This window comes from Pseudomonas sp. H3(2019) (genome assembly GCF_007713465.1).
Taxonomy (GTDB): domain Bacteria; phylum Pseudomonadota; class Gammaproteobacteria; order Pseudomonadales; family Pseudomonadaceae; genus Aquipseudomonas.
In genome coordinates, this window is record NZ_VMSG01000020.1 from 36269 (window position 1) to 53530 (window position 17262).

10 protein-coding genes are annotated in these 17262 nt (G+C 65.3%); 7 read left to right on the forward strand and 3 right to left on the reverse strand.

Going from position 1 to position 17262, the window contains the following annotated elements:
* Nucleotides 1-43 precede the first annotated feature (43 nt).
* The 5 genes from FPT12_RS19615 to FPT12_RS19635 are packed head-to-tail and all read left to right on the forward strand — an operon-like array spanning nt 44 to nt 10488.
* Nucleotides 44-3727 carry a DUF4132 domain-containing protein gene (locus FPT12_RS19615; RefSeq protein WP_145018784.1) on the forward strand — a complete coding sequence of 1228 codons (3684 nt, stop codon included), beginning with the start codon at nt 44-46 and terminating at the stop codon, nt 3725-3727.
* A gap of 33 nt (nt 3728-3760) precedes the next feature.
* Nucleotides 3761-4861, forward strand: a complete 1101-nt coding sequence (locus FPT12_RS19620) for an AAA family ATPase (protein WP_145018787.1) — start codon at nt 3761-3763, stop codon at nt 4859-4861.
* Nucleotides 4845-7301, forward strand: coding sequence for a DUF5682 family protein (locus FPT12_RS19625; RefSeq protein WP_145018790.1), 2457 nt, complete (start codon nt 4845-4847; stop codon nt 7299-7301). Before FPT12_RS19620 ends, FPT12_RS19625 begins: the two co-directional genes overlap by 17 nt.
* The gene (locus FPT12_RS19630) at nt 7298-8425 is read left to right on the forward strand and encodes a VWA domain-containing protein (RefSeq protein WP_145018793.1); all 1128 of its coding nucleotides are present in this window, start codon (nt 7298-7300) and stop codon (nt 8423-8425) included. Before FPT12_RS19625 ends, FPT12_RS19630 begins: the two co-directional genes overlap by 4 nt.
* Complete coding sequence (locus tag FPT12_RS19635; RefSeq protein ID WP_145018796.1) at nt 8422-10488, forward strand: hypothetical protein; 2067 nt, start codon at nt 8422-8424, stop codon at nt 10486-10488. The genes FPT12_RS19630 and FPT12_RS19635 overlap by 4 nt, the downstream gene beginning before the upstream one ends.
* 6 nt (nt 10489-10494) lie before the next feature.
* Here FPT12_RS19635 and FPT12_RS19640 read toward each other — a convergent pair whose 3' ends face one another.
* From FPT12_RS19640 to FPT12_RS19650, 3 genes are all read right to left on the reverse strand, one after another.
* Nucleotides 10495-12084, reverse strand: coding sequence for a DHA2 family efflux MFS transporter permease subunit (locus FPT12_RS19640; protein WP_145018799.1), 1590 nt, complete (start codon nt 12082-12084; stop codon nt 10495-10497).
* The gene (locus tag FPT12_RS19645) at nt 12081-13208 is read right to left on the reverse strand and encodes an HlyD family secretion protein (protein WP_145018804.1); all 1128 of its coding nucleotides are present in this window, start codon (nt 13206-13208) and stop codon (nt 12081-12083) included. Before FPT12_RS19645 ends, FPT12_RS19640 begins: the two co-directional genes overlap by 4 nt.
* 102 nt (nt 13209-13310) lie before the next feature.
* Entirely contained in the window at nt 13311-14075 is a 765-nt protein-coding gene (locus FPT12_RS19650) for a helix-turn-helix transcriptional regulator (protein ID WP_145018807.1), read from the reverse strand.
* A 99-nt stretch (nt 14076-14174) separates the two neighbouring features.
* Here FPT12_RS19650 and FPT12_RS19655 point away from each other — a divergent pair, with 99 nt between their 5' ends.
* The gene (locus FPT12_RS19655) at nt 14175-15305 is read left to right on the forward strand and encodes an MFS transporter (RefSeq protein ID WP_145018810.1); all 1131 of its coding nucleotides are present in this window, start codon (nt 14175-14177) and stop codon (nt 15303-15305) included.
* Nucleotides 15306-15440: 135 nt separating this feature from the next.
* On the forward strand, nt 15441-17174 hold the full coding sequence (locus FPT12_RS19660) for a ShlB/FhaC/HecB family hemolysin secretion/activation protein (protein WP_145018813.1): 1734 nt from the start codon (nt 15441-15443) through the stop codon (nt 17172-17174).
* Nucleotides 17175-17262: the final 88 nt, after the last annotated feature.

The following is a 17262-nucleotide window of genomic DNA, read 5'->3' on the forward strand; positions in this document are numbered from 1 at the left end:
ATCCTGCGCGCCCGAAACGGACCGATAGCGAACAGGACGACGCATGCTCAAATGGATAGGCAAGGTATTGGGTGGGGCCAGCGCAACGCCGGCCGCAGCGGCGAGCAACGTGCCGGGCAATGTCTGGCTGCAGCGCCTGCAGACCTACCTCGAACCCCTTGACCACTTGCCCGATAACGGCGGCCGCGCCGGCCTGGCCGAGGCGATCCTGACCTATGTGCGCCAGGGCGATGGGCCGCAGGTCCTGGCCGAACTGGGCCAGCGCTACGCCGTCGCCAACTACCTCCACATATTGAGCGGGCACGAGTGCCGGGGCGGCAGCCTCGGGCCGCAGCTGTATCACGATCTGACCGATGTCGACCCGGCCCGGCTGTTGCGCTGGGCGCGGGTGCTGCAAGCCTGTCCGGCACGCCGCTTCGGCATCACCATGGCCGACGGCAGCCATTGGCCGGAGCTGCTCCTGACCCACAGCGTCGAGCTGTTGCGCGACCCGCAGACCGACGAAACCCGCATCGTCCAGCGCATCAGCGCACCCTTGATGGAAACCCTGCTGCTGGAGGCGCACTTGCCGCCCTCGGCACTGCTGACCGCGTGTTTCAGCGGCTCGAATGACGCCTACCGTCATGGCTACGGCATCTACCTGGCGCCCTATATGGACGGCTATTCGCAGTGGGTGCTGCGCCATGTCGAGGCGCTGCGGCCGTTGCTGCTGGCGGGGGACATGTACCTCAAGCACCAGGTCCTGAACCTGATGAGCGACCTCGATCCGCCGGTCATGACCGCCATGGCCGGTGAGCTGTGTGAAATGGCCTGTGGCGGCAATCGCGAAGTGCGTGAACAGGCGGCTCCGCTGCTGCTCAAGTGCCAGCGCGGCGCCCTGCAACCCCTGACCCTGATGATCCAGGGCGGCAAGCCCGAGCAGCGCGCCCATGCCCTGCGCCTGCTGTGGGCCCTGGCCAACCAGTTGGTTGACCTGCCCCTGCGCGCCGAGGCCAAGGCCCTGGCCGAAGCCGACCGTGCGGCCTCGGTGCGCGGCCTGCTCGCTGAGTGGGACGCCGAGCCTGCCCACGAGCAGGGGCCGGTCCGCTACAGCGGCCCGGTGATTGACTGGGCGGTGGTGCTGACCCCTGAACGCCTGGAAGTCGTCGACCAACTGTGGGCCGACCTCAATCAGCTGATTGACCGGCATAACGAGAGCAACATCGAGTACTACGCCGCCCACCCGGAGAAAAAAACCGCCGGCAAGCCGGAGCTGTGGCCCAACTACAGCGTCGCAGCCCTGAACCAGCTCAAGGCGTTTTTGGCCTCGACCGAGGTGGTGCCGCCGGCGTCCCGTGATCTGCCGCAAGACCATAGCGAGTACTTTTCCCGCTCGGCGATGCAGGCCTTCGCCGACAGCGATGAGTTGACGGGGGTGATGGCGTTCAAGGTCCTGGATTTCTGCAACGCTCTGGACAGTGGCGAGGGCCGCCTGAGCCACATCAGCTGTCGCGCGTTGGAGCAAGCCTATCAACAGGACGACTCGCTGAGCCTGATGGCCCTGGCGCAGATGCTCGAGGACCGTGGCCGCAACGGCGACAGCCTGCTGCAGGATTGCTTCAATGGCGGGTTCGCCGAGGGTTGGGATGCCGACGCGGTGGTGCCGTATTTTGCCCTGCACCAGGGCTGGCTGGAGCAGGCGCTGGCGGCCCTGGAGGTGTATCACACCGACGCGTTGTATGCCGCGGTGGTCAAGATGGCACCGCCGCCCGCATCGTTGATCAACCGCCTGTTCGAGATCGCCCTAGGCTCCAACCAGGGTGAGCGGGCCCTGGCCCAGCGCGCCCTGGAACAGCTGCCGGGCAAGGAGGCGCACCTGATTGCCGCCCTCGGCTCGGGCAAGTCCGAGGTCCGGCTGCTGGCCACCAAATGGCTCGGCAACCTGGGCCACCAGCCGGCGATCCCGGCCCTGGAACAGGCCCTGAAAAAGGACAAGAACGACGGCGTGCGCACCGCCATGATCGAAGCTCTGGAGCAAATGGGCCAGCCGGTGGAGCAGTACCTGGACCGCGAGCAATGGGTCATCGACACCAGCAGGGCCATGGCCAAGGGCGCGCCCAAGGACCTGGCATGGTTCCCGTGGGACGCCTTGCCCGAATTGCGCTGGGCCGATACTCAGGAGCCGGTTCCGGCCCTGGCGGCCCAGGGGCTGCTGGCCCAGGCGGTCAAGCTCAAGTCGGCGCAGCCGGGGGCGTTGCTGCGGCGCTTCTGCGGGATGTTCGAGGCCCGCGGCCGCGAGCGTTTCGGCCAGTTCGTGCTGGACACCTGGCTGGCCGAAGACACCCGGCCGATCCCGCTGGAGCAGGCCCAGCAGTTGGCCGAGCGGCATGCAACGAGCACCCTGTTTTTCATCCAGCGCTACCCGGACGACTACAAGGACAGCCCGCACCTGGGCAAGAGCCTGGACGAGCTGAGCGCGAGCTTCCTGCCGCGTTTCATGCGCCAGCCCCAAGGCTCGGCGGCGGCCAGCAAAGGCTTGCTGGCGGTGGTGGCGGCCTGCGCCGGGGCTGATGCAGCGGCGCCGGCCGGGCGTTACCTCAAGGAGTTCTATGGCACCCGCGCGTCCCAGGGCAAGGCGCTGATCGCCATGCTGGCCTGGATCGAGCACCCGTCCGCGACCCAGTTGTTGCTGTCCATTGCCAGTCGCTTCCGCACCGCAGGCTTTCAGGAAGAAGCCATCCTGCAAGCCAAGGCCCTGGCCGAACGCAACCACTGGACTCTGGCCCAGCTGGCGGACCGCACCTTGCCTTCGGCCGGCTTCGACGAGCACGGCCTGCTGGAGCTGAGTTACGGCGAACGGTTGTTCAGCGCGCGCTTGCTGGCCGACTTCAAGATCGAGCTGTACAACCCCGACGGCAAGAAAATCGCCGCCTTGCCCGACCCGCGCCAGGACGACGACGCCGACGAAGCCAAGGAGGCGAAGAAGCAGTTCGCCAGTGCCAAGAAGTCCCTGGCCAGCATCGTCAAGCAGCAGACTGAGCGCCTCTACGAAGCCCTGTGCACCGGCCGCGAGTGGCCGTACGCCGACTGGCAGCGTTACCTCAACCAGCACCCGATCATGCGCCGGCTGTTGCCGCGCCTGGTCTGGGTGCAGGTCGAGGGGGACCGGGTACTGGCCAGCTTCCGCCCGCTGGACGATGGCAGCCTGACCGATTGCGAGGACAACCCGCTGACCCTGGCCGACGGCGCCCAGGTGCGCCTGGCTCATGACTCGCTGCTGGGCGCCGAGGAACTGCTCCAGTGGCAGCAGCACCTGGTGGACTACGAAGTGACGCCGCTGTTCCAGCAGTTGGGCAAGGGCGTCTATCAGTTGCCCGAAGGGCAGGGCGACGCCCATTCCATCGAGGACTTCAAGGGCCACCTGCTGGAAGCCTTCGCCCTGCGCGGCCGCGCGCTGAAGCTTGGCTATACCCGGGGCGCGACCGAGGATGCCGGCTGGTTCTACACCTATGAAAAGTCCTTTGTCAGCCTCGGGCTGTCGGCCGATATCCGCTTTACCGGCAACCCGCTGCCGGAGAGCAACCGCACCGTGGCCCTGGTCGACCTGACGTTCTACCGCGGCCGCTACAGCATGCCCCTGGCCGAGGTGCCGACGATTCTGCTCTCGGAGTGCTACCACGACCTGCGCTCGATCGCCGCCCAGGGCACAGGGTTCGACCCGGACTGGGAAAAGAAAAGTGAATACTGAAAGCCTGGCACGCCACCTTAAAGGACCACGCCCATGACCCCTGCGCCTGGCGCAATGCTCAAGGCTCCGGCCGAACAGGCCCACGCCGCTGAACTGGTGCGCCTGCAACAGCACGACAGCGGCCCGCGCCCCATCGGCTGGCGCCTGTCACCGCGCGCGGTGCGCGGGTTTATCCTCGGCGACGGGGCGTTGCAGGTGCGGCGCAAGTTCTATGGCGACGATGCCCTGATCGACCGCTGCATCGTGACCCTGATGAGCAACCGTGGGTTGATGCTGGTGGGCGAGCCGGGGACCGCCAAGTCGATGCTCTCCGAGCTGCTGGCGGCGGCGATCTGCGGCCAGTCGTTGTGCACGGTGCAGGGCACGGCCGGGACCACCGAGGAACAGATCCGTTATTCGTGGAACTACGCCTTGCTGCTGGCCGAAGGCCCGACCCAGCGCGCCCTGGTGCGCGGCCCGATGTATGAGGCGATGCGCAGCGGCAGCCTGTGCCGGATCGAAGAAATCACCCGCATGCAGCCCGAGATCCAGGACAGCCTGATCAGCCTGCTCTCGGACAAAGTGCTGCACGTGCCCGAACTCAAGGGCGAGGAGGCCACGGTGTTTGCCGCGCCGGGGTTCAATATCCTGGCCACCGCCAACCTGCGTGACCGGGGCGTGCATGAGATGTCCAGCGCCCTCAAGCGCCGCTTCAACTTCGAAACCGTGCGCCCCATCGGCGACCGGCGCCTGGAAACCCAGCTGGTGCGCGAGCAGACCGAAGCCTTGTTGCAACAGGCCCAGGTCAAGGTCGACTTCAGCCCTGACGTGCTCGAACTGCTGGTGACCGCGTTCAACGACCTGCGCTATGGTGCCACCGCCGAAGGCACGGTGCTGGAGAAGCCCAGCGCGGTGATGTCGGCCGCCGAAGCGGTGGCAGTGGGGTACGCCGCCAGCCTGGATGCCCACTACTTCGGCAACGGCGTGGTCGGCGGCGAGCATATTGCCCGGCAACTGATCGGCACCGTGCTCAAGGACAACCCCGAGGACGGCGGCAAGCTGCGCCACTATTTCGACGTGGTGGTGCGCCAGCGGGCCCAGCGCCAACCGCAATGGCAGCGGGTGCTCGAGGCGCGGCGTGAGCTTGATCGCTGATGCGTCCCTGGCCGGCACCGGGCTAGACAGCGCCAGCCTGCGCGGCTTGGGCCAGAGCCTGGCCAGCGATGAGTTGATTGTGTTTGCCGTGCGCCACCACAGCCCCGGTTGCGCCTGGCAATTGCAGCAACTGTTCGCCAGCCATCCGCCGAGCGTGGTGCTGGTGGAAGGGCCGCGGTCCTTCGACCCGTTGCTGCCGCTGCTGGTACACCCCGAAGCGCAGATGCCCCTGGCGATCTATACCTACGCCGTGGGCGGCGCGGCGGCGGATTCGCGGCGCGCGGCCTATTACCCGTTCTGTGACTATTCGCCGGAGCTGGTGGCCCTGCGCGCCGCAGCGGCCCAGGGCATTCCCGCACGCTTTATCGACCTCGACTTTGCCGAGCAATGCGCCCTGGAGGCGTCGCCGCCCGAGGTGGAACTCCGCCAGGATTCGCTGCTCGACGAGGGTCATTACCGGCGCAGCGAACACCTGCAACGCCTGGCCAGCCAGCTGGGCTGCCGCGACCACGAAGAACTCTGGGAGCACCTGTTCGAGGTGCCGGCTACCCAGGGCGATTGGCCCGAGCATCTGACTCGGGTCGCGGCCTATTGCCAACTGGCGCGCCTGGATTGCAGCCACGACGAGCTGCACGCCGACGGCACCCTGGCCCGTGAGGCGGAAATGGCCTGGCATATCCAGCAGGCCCTGGCCGCCCGGCGTCCGGGAGAGGGGCCGGTGCTGGTGGTGGTCGGTGGCTTGCACGCGGTGGCGCTGCCGGGCTTGCTGGCGACCGGGGTCGAGCGGCCGGCCATCAGCCGCGCCGGGCTGACCGATGAAGCCAGCGCGCTGATCCGCTACAGCTTCGACCGCCTGGAGCGCCTCAATGGCTACGCCGCCGGCATGACCGCGCCGGCCTGGCACCAGCGGCTATGGCATGCCCAGCTCAAGCACCCGCAACGCAGCGCGCAGGCCCCGGCTCGGCCTCGGCAGGCAGCGGCCCTGGAGCTGTTGTTCGAGGTCGCGGAAAAACTCCGCGAGCAGGACGTGGAGCTGCCTTTGCCGACCCTCACCGCCGCCTACGAACAGATGCTGCGCCTGACCACCCTGCGCGGGCGCGATGCGCCGATCCGGGTGGATGTCGACGACGCCATCCTCAGTTGTTTTATCCAGGGCGATGCCGACGCCGACGGCGTCCGGGTGCGGCAAGTGGCCCGCGCCTGTTTCACCGGCCAGGCCCTGGGCCGGGTGCCGCCCGGGGCCGGCACGCCGCCGTTGGTCAAGGACGTGGAGTACCGTGCCCGGCGCCAGCGCCTGAAGCTGCACGACTCGCAGCCGCGCCGGGTGGTGCTGGACCTGTACCGGCGCGCCGAACACCGGCGCAGCAGCCAGTTGCTGCATGGCCTGCTGTTGTTGGGCATCCCCTTTGCCTGGCGCACCGGCGGCCCGGATTTTGTCGGCGGCCACGGTTTGCATCTGCTCCAGGAACACTGGGAGTACGCCTGGACGGCCAGCACCGAAGGTGCGCTGGTGGAAGCGTCGGTGTATGGCGCGACCCTGCCCCAGGCGGTGGCCAATCGCTTCGCCCAGCGCCTGGGGCAACAGGCAGGCGACGGCGTGGCCGATGCCCGGGGCGCGGCGGCGCTGTTGGTGCAGGCCTGTGTGCTGGGGCTGCATGAGCAGTTGGCCACGCCCTTGCAGCGCTTGGCGGAAGCCATTGGCGCCGACCCGGTATTCGCCTCGCTGGTGGCGGCCACGGCCAGCCTGTCGCTGCTGCTGGAGTCCCGCGAGCCGTTGCAGGCCGCGCACCTGCCGGGCTTGCCGGGGTTGCTGCGCAGTGCCTATCAGCGCGCCACCTACCTCGGCGCCCAGGGCGTGAGCGAGGCCGAGGCCACGGGCCATGTGGCCTGCCTGGTGCAGTTGCGCGAATTGCTGGCCGGGGCCGCGGGTGCGGAGCTGGATCAGGCGTTGTACTGGGCCCTGGTCAGCCAGTTGCACCAGCAGCCCAACCTGCTGTTGCGGGGTGCCTGTGCCGGCTTGCTGTACCTGGCCGGGCGCTTGTCCGAAGCACAACTGGCCACTGAACTGGCCGGGCACCTGCATGGCCTGCGTCAACCCCAGGAAGCCGTGGCCTACCTGCGCGGCTTACTGTCCACCGCCCGCGAGAGCGCCTGGCAGATCCCCAGTCTGCTAGAGGTGCTGGACCAATTGCTCAACCAGTGGGGCGAGGCGCAGTTTGTCGCCTGCCTGCCGGAGCTGCGCCTGGCCTTTGCCGAAATGACCCCGCGTGAAACCGACCGTATCGCAACCCGAGTCGCCCAGTTGCATGGCGCCGATGATCTGGGCCGGCTACGCCATGCAACGCTGCATGCCGATCAGGTCCAGGCCAACCTGCGCCTGTCGCAAAGCCTGGCCCTGGTGTTGCAGGGCGACGGCCTCGACCCCTGGATGACGCCATGACCCCCCTCGAACGCTGGCGCCTGGTGCTGGGCAAATACGCCGATAAACCTCTGCGTGACGCCGCCGGCGGTGCCGGGCTGGAAGGCCAGGCGGCGCGCATGGACGTGGCACTGGAATACCTCTACGGCCGTGAATACCAGGGCCGGGGCCTGCGCGAAGACGCTCGCGCCGGTTCCCTCGACCCGACCCAATTGACCCTGGTGACCTGGCTGGGTGAGGTGCGCGAGCTGTTCCCGGTGGACACCGTGGAGGTGATCGAGCAGCACGCCCTGGACCGCTACGGCCTGACCGAGCTGGTCACCGACCCCCAGGCCCTGGAGCGCCTGGAACCCAATCAACAGCTGCTGCGCACCTTGCTCGCCCTGCGCGGGCACTTGCAGGGCGATGTGCTGGTGATGGTGCGGCGCATCATTCGCCAGGTGGTGGAAGAGATTCGCAAGCGGCTGGAGCCGCAGGTGCGCCAGGTGCTGTCCGGGCGCCTCTACCGCCAGCGCCATTCCCCCATGGCCGTGGCCCGCAATTTCGATGCCCTGGGCACCCTGCGGCGCAACCTCAAGCACTACGATGTCGAACGCCAGCAGCTGGTGGTGGAGAAGCTGTTTTTTTTCCAGCGCAACAGCCGGCGCCTGCCGTGGGACATCATCCTTTGCGTGGACCAGAGCGGGAGCATGGCCGACTCGGTGATCCACAGCGCGGTGATGGCCGGGATTCTCGCCGGGCTGCCGGCGCTGCGGGTCAAGGTGGTGGTGTTCGACACCGACGTGGTCGACCTCAGCGAGCACGCAGGCGACCCGGTGGAAACCCTGATGCGCGTGCAACTGGGGGGCGGCACCGATATCGGCAAGGCCCTGCGCTATTGCAGCCAGTTGCTGGAAAACCCCCAGCGCACGGTGCTGGTGCTGGTCAGTGATTTCTATGAAGGGGCATCGCCCAATGAGCTGCTGCGCACCGTCAAGCAACTGGCCGAGGCTCGGGTGACCCTGCTCGGGCTGGCCGCTCTCGACGAACAGGCCAACCCCGATTACGACCGGCAGATGGCCACCAGCCTTGCCGCCAGCGGCATGCAGATCGCCGCCCTGAGCCCGCAGCGCCTGGCCCACTGGCTGCTCAAGGTGATCTCATGAGCCTGCGCCCGGCGCTGCTGGCGCAACTGCTGAGTTTTGACGACGAAGCCTTTGTTGCCCTGGCCAATCGCGGCCTGTTGCGCCGCGCCTATAAAGATTTGGAAAGCAACCCGCCACGGCTGCTGGAGGAGGGCACGGAGCACTTGCTGCTGGAGTGCGGCCCTTATCAACTGCGCTTTGATCAGCGCGGGCCGGCCTTTGCCCAGTGCAGTTGCCCGGCCAGCGGCGTGTGCCAGCACATCCTGGCCTGCGCCCTGGGCTTGCGCGAGATTTTGCCCGAGCAGGGCCCGCCGCTGGCGCCTGGAGCCGAGCCAGAACCCGCGCCGGATCAGCGTCAGGCGCTGTTGAACAGCTTGCTCGCGCTGCCCCATGCCGAGTTGCTCAAGCATGGGGGCAAGCCGGGTTATCGCTGGGCCTGGCAGTTCGTCATGGACCTGGATCTGGAGCAGCAGCTGCACCTGAGTGGCGAGCACAACCTGACCCTGACCCTGGGCACGCCACCCCTGACCCTGCGCTATATGGGCGGCCCCCTGGGCGGCATGCTCGCCGACCAGCGCAGCGGCGCCCTGGAGAAGTACCAGGTAGCGGCGGTGCTGGCGCTGCGCCGCCTGCAAGGGTTGGAGCTGATCGCGCCCGACCCCCTGGGCGGCGCCAATGCCGAGTCGAGCCCGACCCTGCGGGAGGCCACGCGCAGCCGTTTGCGCCAGGGCGCGCGGCAGTTGCTGGAAGAGTCGGTGGCGGTGGGCCTGACCCATTTGTCCCAGGCCATGCAGCAGCGCTACGTGACCCTGGCGGTGTGGGCCCAGGGCGCCGATTACCCGCGCCTGGCCCTGTCGCTGCGGCGCTTGGCGGATCAGGTGCAACTGCTGCTGGAGCGGGCGGCCGGGGCCGATGGCCAGCGCCTGTTCGATGAACTGAGCCGCTGTTATGCCTTGCTCCAGGCCTTGGCCAGCGCCGCGCAACGTGGCGAAGAGCCGGCGCGCCTGCTGGGCCAGGCGCGCAGCCAGTACACGCCGTCGACGGCCCTGGAACTGTGGGGGCTGGGCGCCAATGCCTGGCGCTCGGCGTCCGGTTACCAGGGCTTGAGCCTGGTGTTCTGGAGCCCGGCGCAGCAGGGTTTTTTGTCCTGCACCGAGGCCCGGCCCGAGCGGCAACGCGGCTTCAACCCGTTGCTGCGCTACCGCAATCCGGGCCCCTGGAGCGGTCTGCTGTCGCCGGCCCATGCCAGCGGCCGGCGGCTGTCGTTGATGGGCGCCCAGGTCAATGGCGACGGGCGCCTGTCGGTGGCCGAGTCGGTACAGGCCGCAGTGCTCGAGCCATTGACCGCGGCGCAGTGGCAGCAACTGCCGGCCGCAGCGGATTGGAGCGCCTTGCTCCTGGCGCGTTCGGCCCAGCGCCGCAGCCTGCTGACCCCGGCGCGGCCGATGAACGACTGGGCGTTGTTGCAGCCGACCGCCGTGGGGACAGTGCAGTTCGACAGCACACGCCAGACCCTGGTCTGGCCGCTGCACGACCATCAGGGCGCGACCCTGTGGGTCGAATTGCGCTATTCGGCCTACACCCGGCACGCCATCGGCCGGATCGAGCAAGTGGCTGGCGAACCCTGGATCGAGGGTTCACAACTGGTGGCGCGGGTCTATGAACACGCGGGCAGGCTGATTGCCGAGCCCTTGAGCCTGATTCGAGCCGATGCCGCCCCAGGCCAGCCGTTGCTCGATGCGCTGCATTTCGATCTGGCACCTGCCACTGCGACGCCGCTGGCGGCTGTGGATGAGACACTGGACGCGCCGGTGCAGGAGGTGTTGCTGCCGAGCTGCCACCTGCTGCCGGAGTTCGCCGGCTGGTTGTGCCAGCAGGCCGAGCGCGGGGTGGACCCGCAAGTGGCGTCGGGTGTCGACCAGGCCTTGCAGCAGCGCGGCCTGACCCTGCGCGCGGCGGGCTACAGCGCCTTTGAACGCATGGCGCCGGAGGCCGGGGTGCCGGCGCGGCTGATCATTGCCCACTACCTGTGCCTGCAATACCAGCACTTGCAGGCCGCCGGTGGCGACATTCCAGCCAGTTGAAACGCCTCAGTGATCGGCCACGGGCGCCGTGGGCGGTGCCACCTTGCGCATCAGTGGCACCATGGCGGTGGCGACGATAAAGCACAGCATGATCATCAAAAACGCATCGCCATAGGTTTGCGTCTGCGCTTCGCGGTAGGTCAGCAGCCACAGTTGGTGCAGGCTGGCCGTCACGCCCGCGTCGCCGTTCTGACCCAGGGCGGCGAAGTTGCTGCCGACCTGTGACAGCCACTGGTTCATCGCTTCATTGCTGCTGTTCAGGTGCTCGGCCAGTCGTGTGAAGTGCAGGTTGGTGCGGTCATTGAGGATTGTTGCGCAGGCTGCGATGCCGATCGCGCCACCGAGGTTGCGCATCAGGTTGAACAACCCCGAAGCATGCTTCAACCGCGCCGGGGCCAACCCGCCCAGGGTCAGCGTCACCGCCGGTGGTACCGCCAATTGCTGGGCAATTCCGCGCAAGGCTTGCGGCAGTATCAATTCCCTGGCGCCCCAGTCATGGGTGATCGGGCTGAAGTCCCACATCGACAACGCGAACAGCCCAAGGCCGGCCATCATGATCCAGCGCAGGTCGACGCGGTTGGCCAGAAAGGCATACAGCGGAATCGCCATGATCTGGAACACCCCGGTGGAAAACACCGCCAGACCAATGTCCAGTGCGCCATACCCGCGTACCCGACCGAGAAACAGCGGCGTCAGGTAAATGGTCGCGAACAGGCCAATCCCGGTAACGAATGAAAAGAAGCAGCCGAGGGCAAAGTTGCGGTCTTTCAGCGCCCGCAGATCAACGATCGGGTTGGCCACGTGCAAGCTCCGGCCAATGAACGCCAGGCCCGCCAATCCCGAGATCCACGCGGTGATCAGAATCGTCTGGTCGCTGAACCAGTTCCAGCGCGGACCTTCTTCCAGGGTGTACTCCAGGCACCCGAGAAACAGCGCCATGAACAGCATGCTCAGGTAATCCGCACCCTTGAGCAGGGACAATTCCGGCTGGTCGATTTTCACCAGCATCGGTACCGCGACGGCGACGAAAACCCCCGGCACCAGGTTGATGTAGAACAGCCAGTGCCAGGACGACACGTCGGTGATCCAGCCGCCAATCACCGGCCCCAGGGTCGGCGCCAATGAGGCCACCGCACCGATGGTCGCGGCGGCGATGACCCGTTGTTTGCCGCTGAAGAAAAAGAACGCGGTGGTGAACACCAGCGGGATCATCGAGCCGCCAAGAAAACCTTGCAGGGCCCGGAAGGCGATCATGCTCTGGATGTTCCACGCCGCGCCGCAGAGCAGGCTGGCGAGGGTGAAACCGACTGCCGAAGCGCAGAACAGCCAGCGGGTGGAAAATACCCGCGACAACCAACCGGACAGCGGAATCACGATAATTTCGGCGATCAGGTAGCTGGTCTGCACCCAGGCGGTTTCGTCGGTGCCGGCCGAAAGTCCGCCGCCGATGTCACGCAGCGAGGCCGAAACAATCTGGATATCCAGCAGCGCGATGAACATGCCGATGCACATCGTGGCGAAGGCAAACACTTTGGTCGCCGTCGCCATGTTCGCGGCATTGAATGGTTGAGCCTGGGCGGTGAGGGCGCGGCTCATGGTGCGTTGGCCTGGGTTATGGCAACGGTCGTTTCCCTGGGCGCGGTTTTGGTATCAACCGATGCGGTCACCGACAACCCCGGACGTAATTGGCCGAGTACGCCGTCGGCCGGATCCAGGAGGATGCGCACCGGCACCCGCTGGACGATTTTGGTGAAGTTGCCGGTGGCATTTTCTGGCGGCAACACACTGAACTGCGCACCAGTGGCCGGCGCCAGGCTGTCCAGATGACCATGGAATTCGCGGCCCGAAAGCACGTCGGCGTGAATGCTCACGCGCTGCCCCGGCACCATGTGCGCCAGCTGATCTTCCTTGAAGTTGGCATCGACCCACAGTCCGCTGGCCGGTACCACCGAGAGCAATTGCGAACCGGCCTGGGCGTAAGCGCCGACCCGCGCCCGGCGGTTGCCGATCACCCCGTCGACCGGTGCGCGCAGTTCGGTGTAGCCGAGGTTCAGCTGGGCCAGATCCCGTTCGGCGCGCGCCTGCATCAACGCAGCCTTGGCTTGTTGCTTGCGGGTAGCGATCACGTCCAGCTGCCGTTGCGTTGCGAGCAACTCGGCCTGTGCCCGGGCACTCTGCGCTTGAGCCGTCTTGAAGGTGGCATCGGCGCGTTGCGCACTTTCCACCGACACCGCATTACTGCCGACCAGTTTTTTGTAGCGGGCATTGTCATCCCGCGAACGGGCAGTTTCCGCGCCTGCGGCGTCGATCCCGGCACGCGCCTGGCCGATCACCGCGTGTTGCAATTGCTCGGTGGCGTCGAGGTTGGCCAGCAGGGCTTCTTCCGCTGCCACGGCCCCTTCGGCTTTGTCCAGGCTGGCGCGGTAGTCGCGTGAATCGAGGCGTACCAGCAGGTCGCCAGCCTTGACGCGCTGGTTGTCGGTTACCAGCACTTCTTCGACGTAACCGGCGACCTTCGGCCCGATGACGGTCACGTCGCCACCGATGTAGGCGTCGTCGGTTTCTTCGATGAAGCGGCCACTGGTCCACCAGTGCGAACCGTAGAGGGCGATCAACACCAGAGCGACAACGCCCGCAGCTGTCAGCAGTAAACGTTTGAGCAAAGGAGGGCGCACAGGTTTCACAGCAAGGGAAGGATCTACGGCGTTCAGGCTGGTCATGGCAATACCCTATGGGATATCAGTCGTTATTACGGACGTAATATGACGCTAGTAATATTTTCTTGCAATTGAATTTTCCGGCCACTCGTCGGTTGCCGATGACTATTTGAAATACGCGCCAGGCGTCTTGCCGGTCATGGCCTTGAAAAAGGCGATGAACACGCTGTCGCTGGCAAAGCCCAGTTCAAAAGCGCTGTAGCTGATGTTGCGGCCGGTCGCGAGCAGTTCGATGGCGCGCATCAGTCGCCACTGCTGTCGCCATTGCTGATACCCCATGCCGGTTTCCCGCTGGAAAATCCGCCCGATGGTTTTGCTGCTGGCGCCGACCATCGTCACCAGTACCTGCAATGGCGGTGGCAGTTGATCGGGGGCGTTCAGCAAGGGTGCCAGGCGTCTGTCCTGAGGCAAGGGCAGCAACATCGGCTGGTGGATGGCTTCGCGGATTTCACTCAGGCACAGCCCCAGCAAATGCATGAACTTGCCGTGACGCCAGTCGGTGTTGAAAGGGGCCATGGCAATCGGCTCCAACACCGCATGCAGCAACGGGCTGACTTCGATCACGCAGACGTGATGGGGTAATTGAGTCGAGAGTTGTGGTGTCAGGTAAATGGACCGGTAATCAACGCTGTGTTGCATCACCGCACGATGTCTCACCCTGGGCGCAATCCACGCCGCGCGCGAGGGGGGTAGCAGGCAGAGTTGCCCGGCCAGAGTGATCCGGGTGCAGCCCTGGCGGGTGAACAGCAATTGCCCGCGCTCATGCTGGTGCAGCCCCGAGTCGTGGTCGCCCAGGTTTGCGGCAATGCCGATGACATCGGCCTCATGAGCGTCCGGGTCGAAGGGTGTCTGTGCTTCAAGCCAGGCCATGAAGTTGTCCGATTTCAGTGGTTTATTGTCCGGATCAGGATAATACGTCAGTGACGGCTTCTTAAACTCATCGCCAGTCTTTCAGGTGAGCAAGCCGTGATGAATTCAAACAACCTGTTGCGCTTGGCCATTGCCTTGCTGATGTTCGGGCAGATAGCACAAACCCTCTACAGTCCGGCGCTGGCCGATATCGGTCAGGCATTCCGGGTGACGCCTGCCGCTGCCGCACAGCTTCTGTCGGTGTATTTCCTGGCGTTCGCCGCTGGCGTCGTGGTGTGGGGACGGGCCTGTGATCACATCGGTCGACGACCGTCGATGCTTGGTGGTCTGGCGTTATATGCCTTGGCCACGGTGATGGCGCTGAGTGTCAGTACCTTCAGTAGTCTGCTGGTGGCGCAAGCGCTAGCGGCCTTCGGTGCTGCAGTCGGTTCGGTGGTGACGCAAACCCTGTTGCGCGACCGCTTCAATGGTCCGGATCTGGCCCGAGTGTTTTCGGTGGTGGGCATGGCCCTGGCCATCAGTCCGGCGTTGGGCCTGTTTGTCGGGGCGAATCTGGTCAGCGGGTTTGGTTATCGAGGCGTGTTGGTTTGTCTGCTGACGCTGGCATTGATCCTGTTCGGCTGGAGTGCCTGGAGCTTACCGGAAACCCGATCGGCCAACGTCTCGACACCCCCGTTGTTCGGGACCTTGCGGCAGATGCTGCAAGACCTGGCGATCTGGCGAGCGGCGTTGTTAGTGGCGGTGTTCAACATCGCGCTGTTCAGCTATTACAGCCTGGGGCCCTTCGAGTTTCAGCGATTGGGACTGGGCCCTGAGTTGTTCGGCTATAGCGGTGTGGTTCTAGCACTGGGATCAGGCCTGGGGGCGGGGTTGAACAAACACTTGCTCAAACGCGGCGTGAAGGGCACGCAATTGATCGTCATCGCGGCCATCGCGGCATTGCTCGGCGCGCTGGGGGTCCAGGGATTGCGCGAAAGTGTCTGGTTCATCGCGCCGATGCTGCTGGTGGTTCTGGCATTCGGGATGGCGATTCCGAACATTCTCGGCTCAGCGTTGACCGGTTATGGCGATCGGCTGGGCACCGCCGGTGCGTTGTTTGGCTTGATGTATTACCTGCTGATCGGCGCTGGACTGATGCTCGCGGCGTGGAGCCAGGCCTTGGGTTGGACGCTGTTGATCTGTGCTGTGCTGGCGGTGTTCTTGAGCGGATGTAGGCGGCGCACGGCTTGATCGGCGAAAACTGTAGCGATGTTTAATTATTAAATACTGCGTAGGCAGTGCCTTGCATTTGTGTAGTCCGGGTCTGACTATCACGCTTATTGATAGCGTGGCATTAGGCCGGTTAATCGAATGCAAGGATGTTGAGTGCCGTTTTCGCTTTCCGTTGTCCCGCGTTTTTCCACCCCGTTCTTTCCACGTTTGTTGGCCGCGCTGCTGAGCCTGAGTCTGAACATTGCTCCGCTCCACGCCGCAGAACCCTCGGCCCCCCGCCAGGAAGTCCTGCGCCAGCAACAGCAGCAACAACTCGACCTGCAACAACTGCAACTGGAACAACGCCGCCGGCAATTGGAGCGCGGAAGCTTTGGCCCGGCGCCGGTTACCCCGGCGTTGCCCGCACAGGTCACTGCCGATGAACGTTGCTGGCCGCTGAGCGGGACGCGCATTGGCGGCGTCACCTTATTAAACAGTCGCGAGCTGAATGAACGGCTCAAACCGCAAATTGCTGCATGCATGGGTGTTGGCCAGATCAATCATCTGCTGGCGACTATTACTCGCTTGTATGTGGAGGCTGGATACATCGCCAGTCGGCCGTACCTGGTCAGCGCTCCGGCGGCCGGCCAGTCGCTGGATATCCGGGTCGATGAAGGTTATGTCGAGTCCATCGAGCTGCAGGATCAGAGCTTGCCGGTCTCACTGGGCGGGGCTTTTCCCGATATGCTCGGCAAGCCGCTGAACCTGCGTGATCTGGAACAGGGCCTGGATCAGTTGAACCGCTTGCGTTCGCTCGATCTGACGGCCGACGTCGCCCCCGGCAGCCAGCCCGGCGCCTCGCGAATCATCTTGCGTTCACGCAGCAGCATCGCCTCGCGCTGGGCATTGGGGCTGGGCCTGGACAACCTCGGCAGCGCCAGCACTGGACGTGATCGCGACACGTTGAGCCTGAGTCTGGACAGCCCGTTGCAGCTCAACGACCTGCTCAGCGTCAATCTCAGCGACAGCCTCAACCATGGCCCGCGCTACAGCCGTAACGCCAGCCTGTATTACGCGATTCCTTACGGTTACTGGACGTACAGCCTGTTCGCCAGCCATGCCGAATACCGCGCACCGTACAAATTGCCCCAAAGCACGTTCTATGGCAGCGGTCGAACCGATCAGGTGAGCCTGCGTGCCGACCGTGTGCTGTGGCGCGATCAGGGCCATCAGCTCAGCGCCAACCTGCAACTGGCGCACAAGGACGTCGACAGTTATTTCGCAAGTACTCGATTGGACATTCAAAGCCCGACCCTGACCGTGGCCGAAGCCGGGTTGAACCTGTTCTGGCTCAACAGCGCGGTGTGGAACCTCGACATCAACTATGCCCAGGGGCTGCGTTGGTTGGGAGCGGACGATGATGCCCAGCGTCAGAACAGCAACCTGCCCAAGGCGCAGTTTCGCAAATACCGGGCGAACCTCAGCCAGTGGCGCGATGGCCAGTTCACCGGGCAAGCCTGGCAGTGGCAGAGCCAGCTCTCGCTGCAATACAGCCCCAATCCGCTTCCCGCCATCGAACAACTGCTGGGCACCGATGATTCCGCTGTCCGCGGCTACCGCGAAAACAGCGCATCCGGCGCCAGCGGGGCGATCTGGCGCAACACCTTGCGCTTGCCGCTCAACAGCGGCTTGCCCGTGCAAATCACCCCGCGTTTTGGCCTGGACAACGGATGGCTCAAGACCGACCACGGTGCTCCAGGCCAACGGCTGAGCGGTGCCAGTGCCGGGCTCAACCTGAGCTGGAAAAACCTGCAAGTCGACATCGATTACCAGCGCAGCCTCAATACCCCCACCAGATTTGCCCGTGAGCCAGACGTCTGGCTGATGCGCCTGGGCCTGCAGCTATGAAAACCGCCACCCCCGACAGCCTGAAACAGCCGATGTATCTGAGCGCGACAGCAGCGGCGTACTCCCCAACGCGCAACTGGATTCAGCT

Excerpts from the sequence above, each read along its gene's own strand:
- FPT12_RS19655 (WP_145018810.1), top strand. The coding sequence starts at position 14,175 with ATGAATTCAAACAACCTGTTGCGCTTGGCCATTGCCTTGCTGATGTTC.
- FPT12_RS19630 (WP_145018793.1), top strand. The coding sequence starts at position 7,298 with ATGACCCCCCTCGAACGCTGGCGCCTGGTGCTGGGCAAATACGCCGAT.
- FPT12_RS19650 (WP_145018807.1), bottom strand. The coding sequence starts at position 14,075 with ATGGCCTGGCTTGAAGCACAGACACCCTTCGACCCGGACGCTCATGAG.
- FPT12_RS19635 (WP_145018796.1), top strand. The coding sequence starts at position 8,422 with ATGAGCCTGCGCCCGGCGCTGCTGGCGCAACTGCTGAGTTTTGACGAC.
- FPT12_RS19640 (WP_145018799.1), bottom strand. The coding sequence starts at position 12,084 with ATGAGCCGCGCCCTCACCGCCCAGGCTCAACCATTCAATGCCGCGAAC.
- FPT12_RS19620 (WP_145018787.1), top strand. The coding sequence starts at position 3,761 with ATGACCCCTGCGCCTGGCGCAATGCTCAAGGCTCCGGCCGAACAGGCC.
- FPT12_RS19615 (WP_145018784.1), top strand. The coding sequence starts at position 44 with ATGCTCAAATGGATAGGCAAGGTATTGGGTGGGGCCAGCGCAACGCCG.
- FPT12_RS19645 (WP_145018804.1), bottom strand. The coding sequence starts at position 13,208 with ATGACCAGCCTGAACGCCGTAGATCCTTCCCTTGCTGTGAAACCTGTG.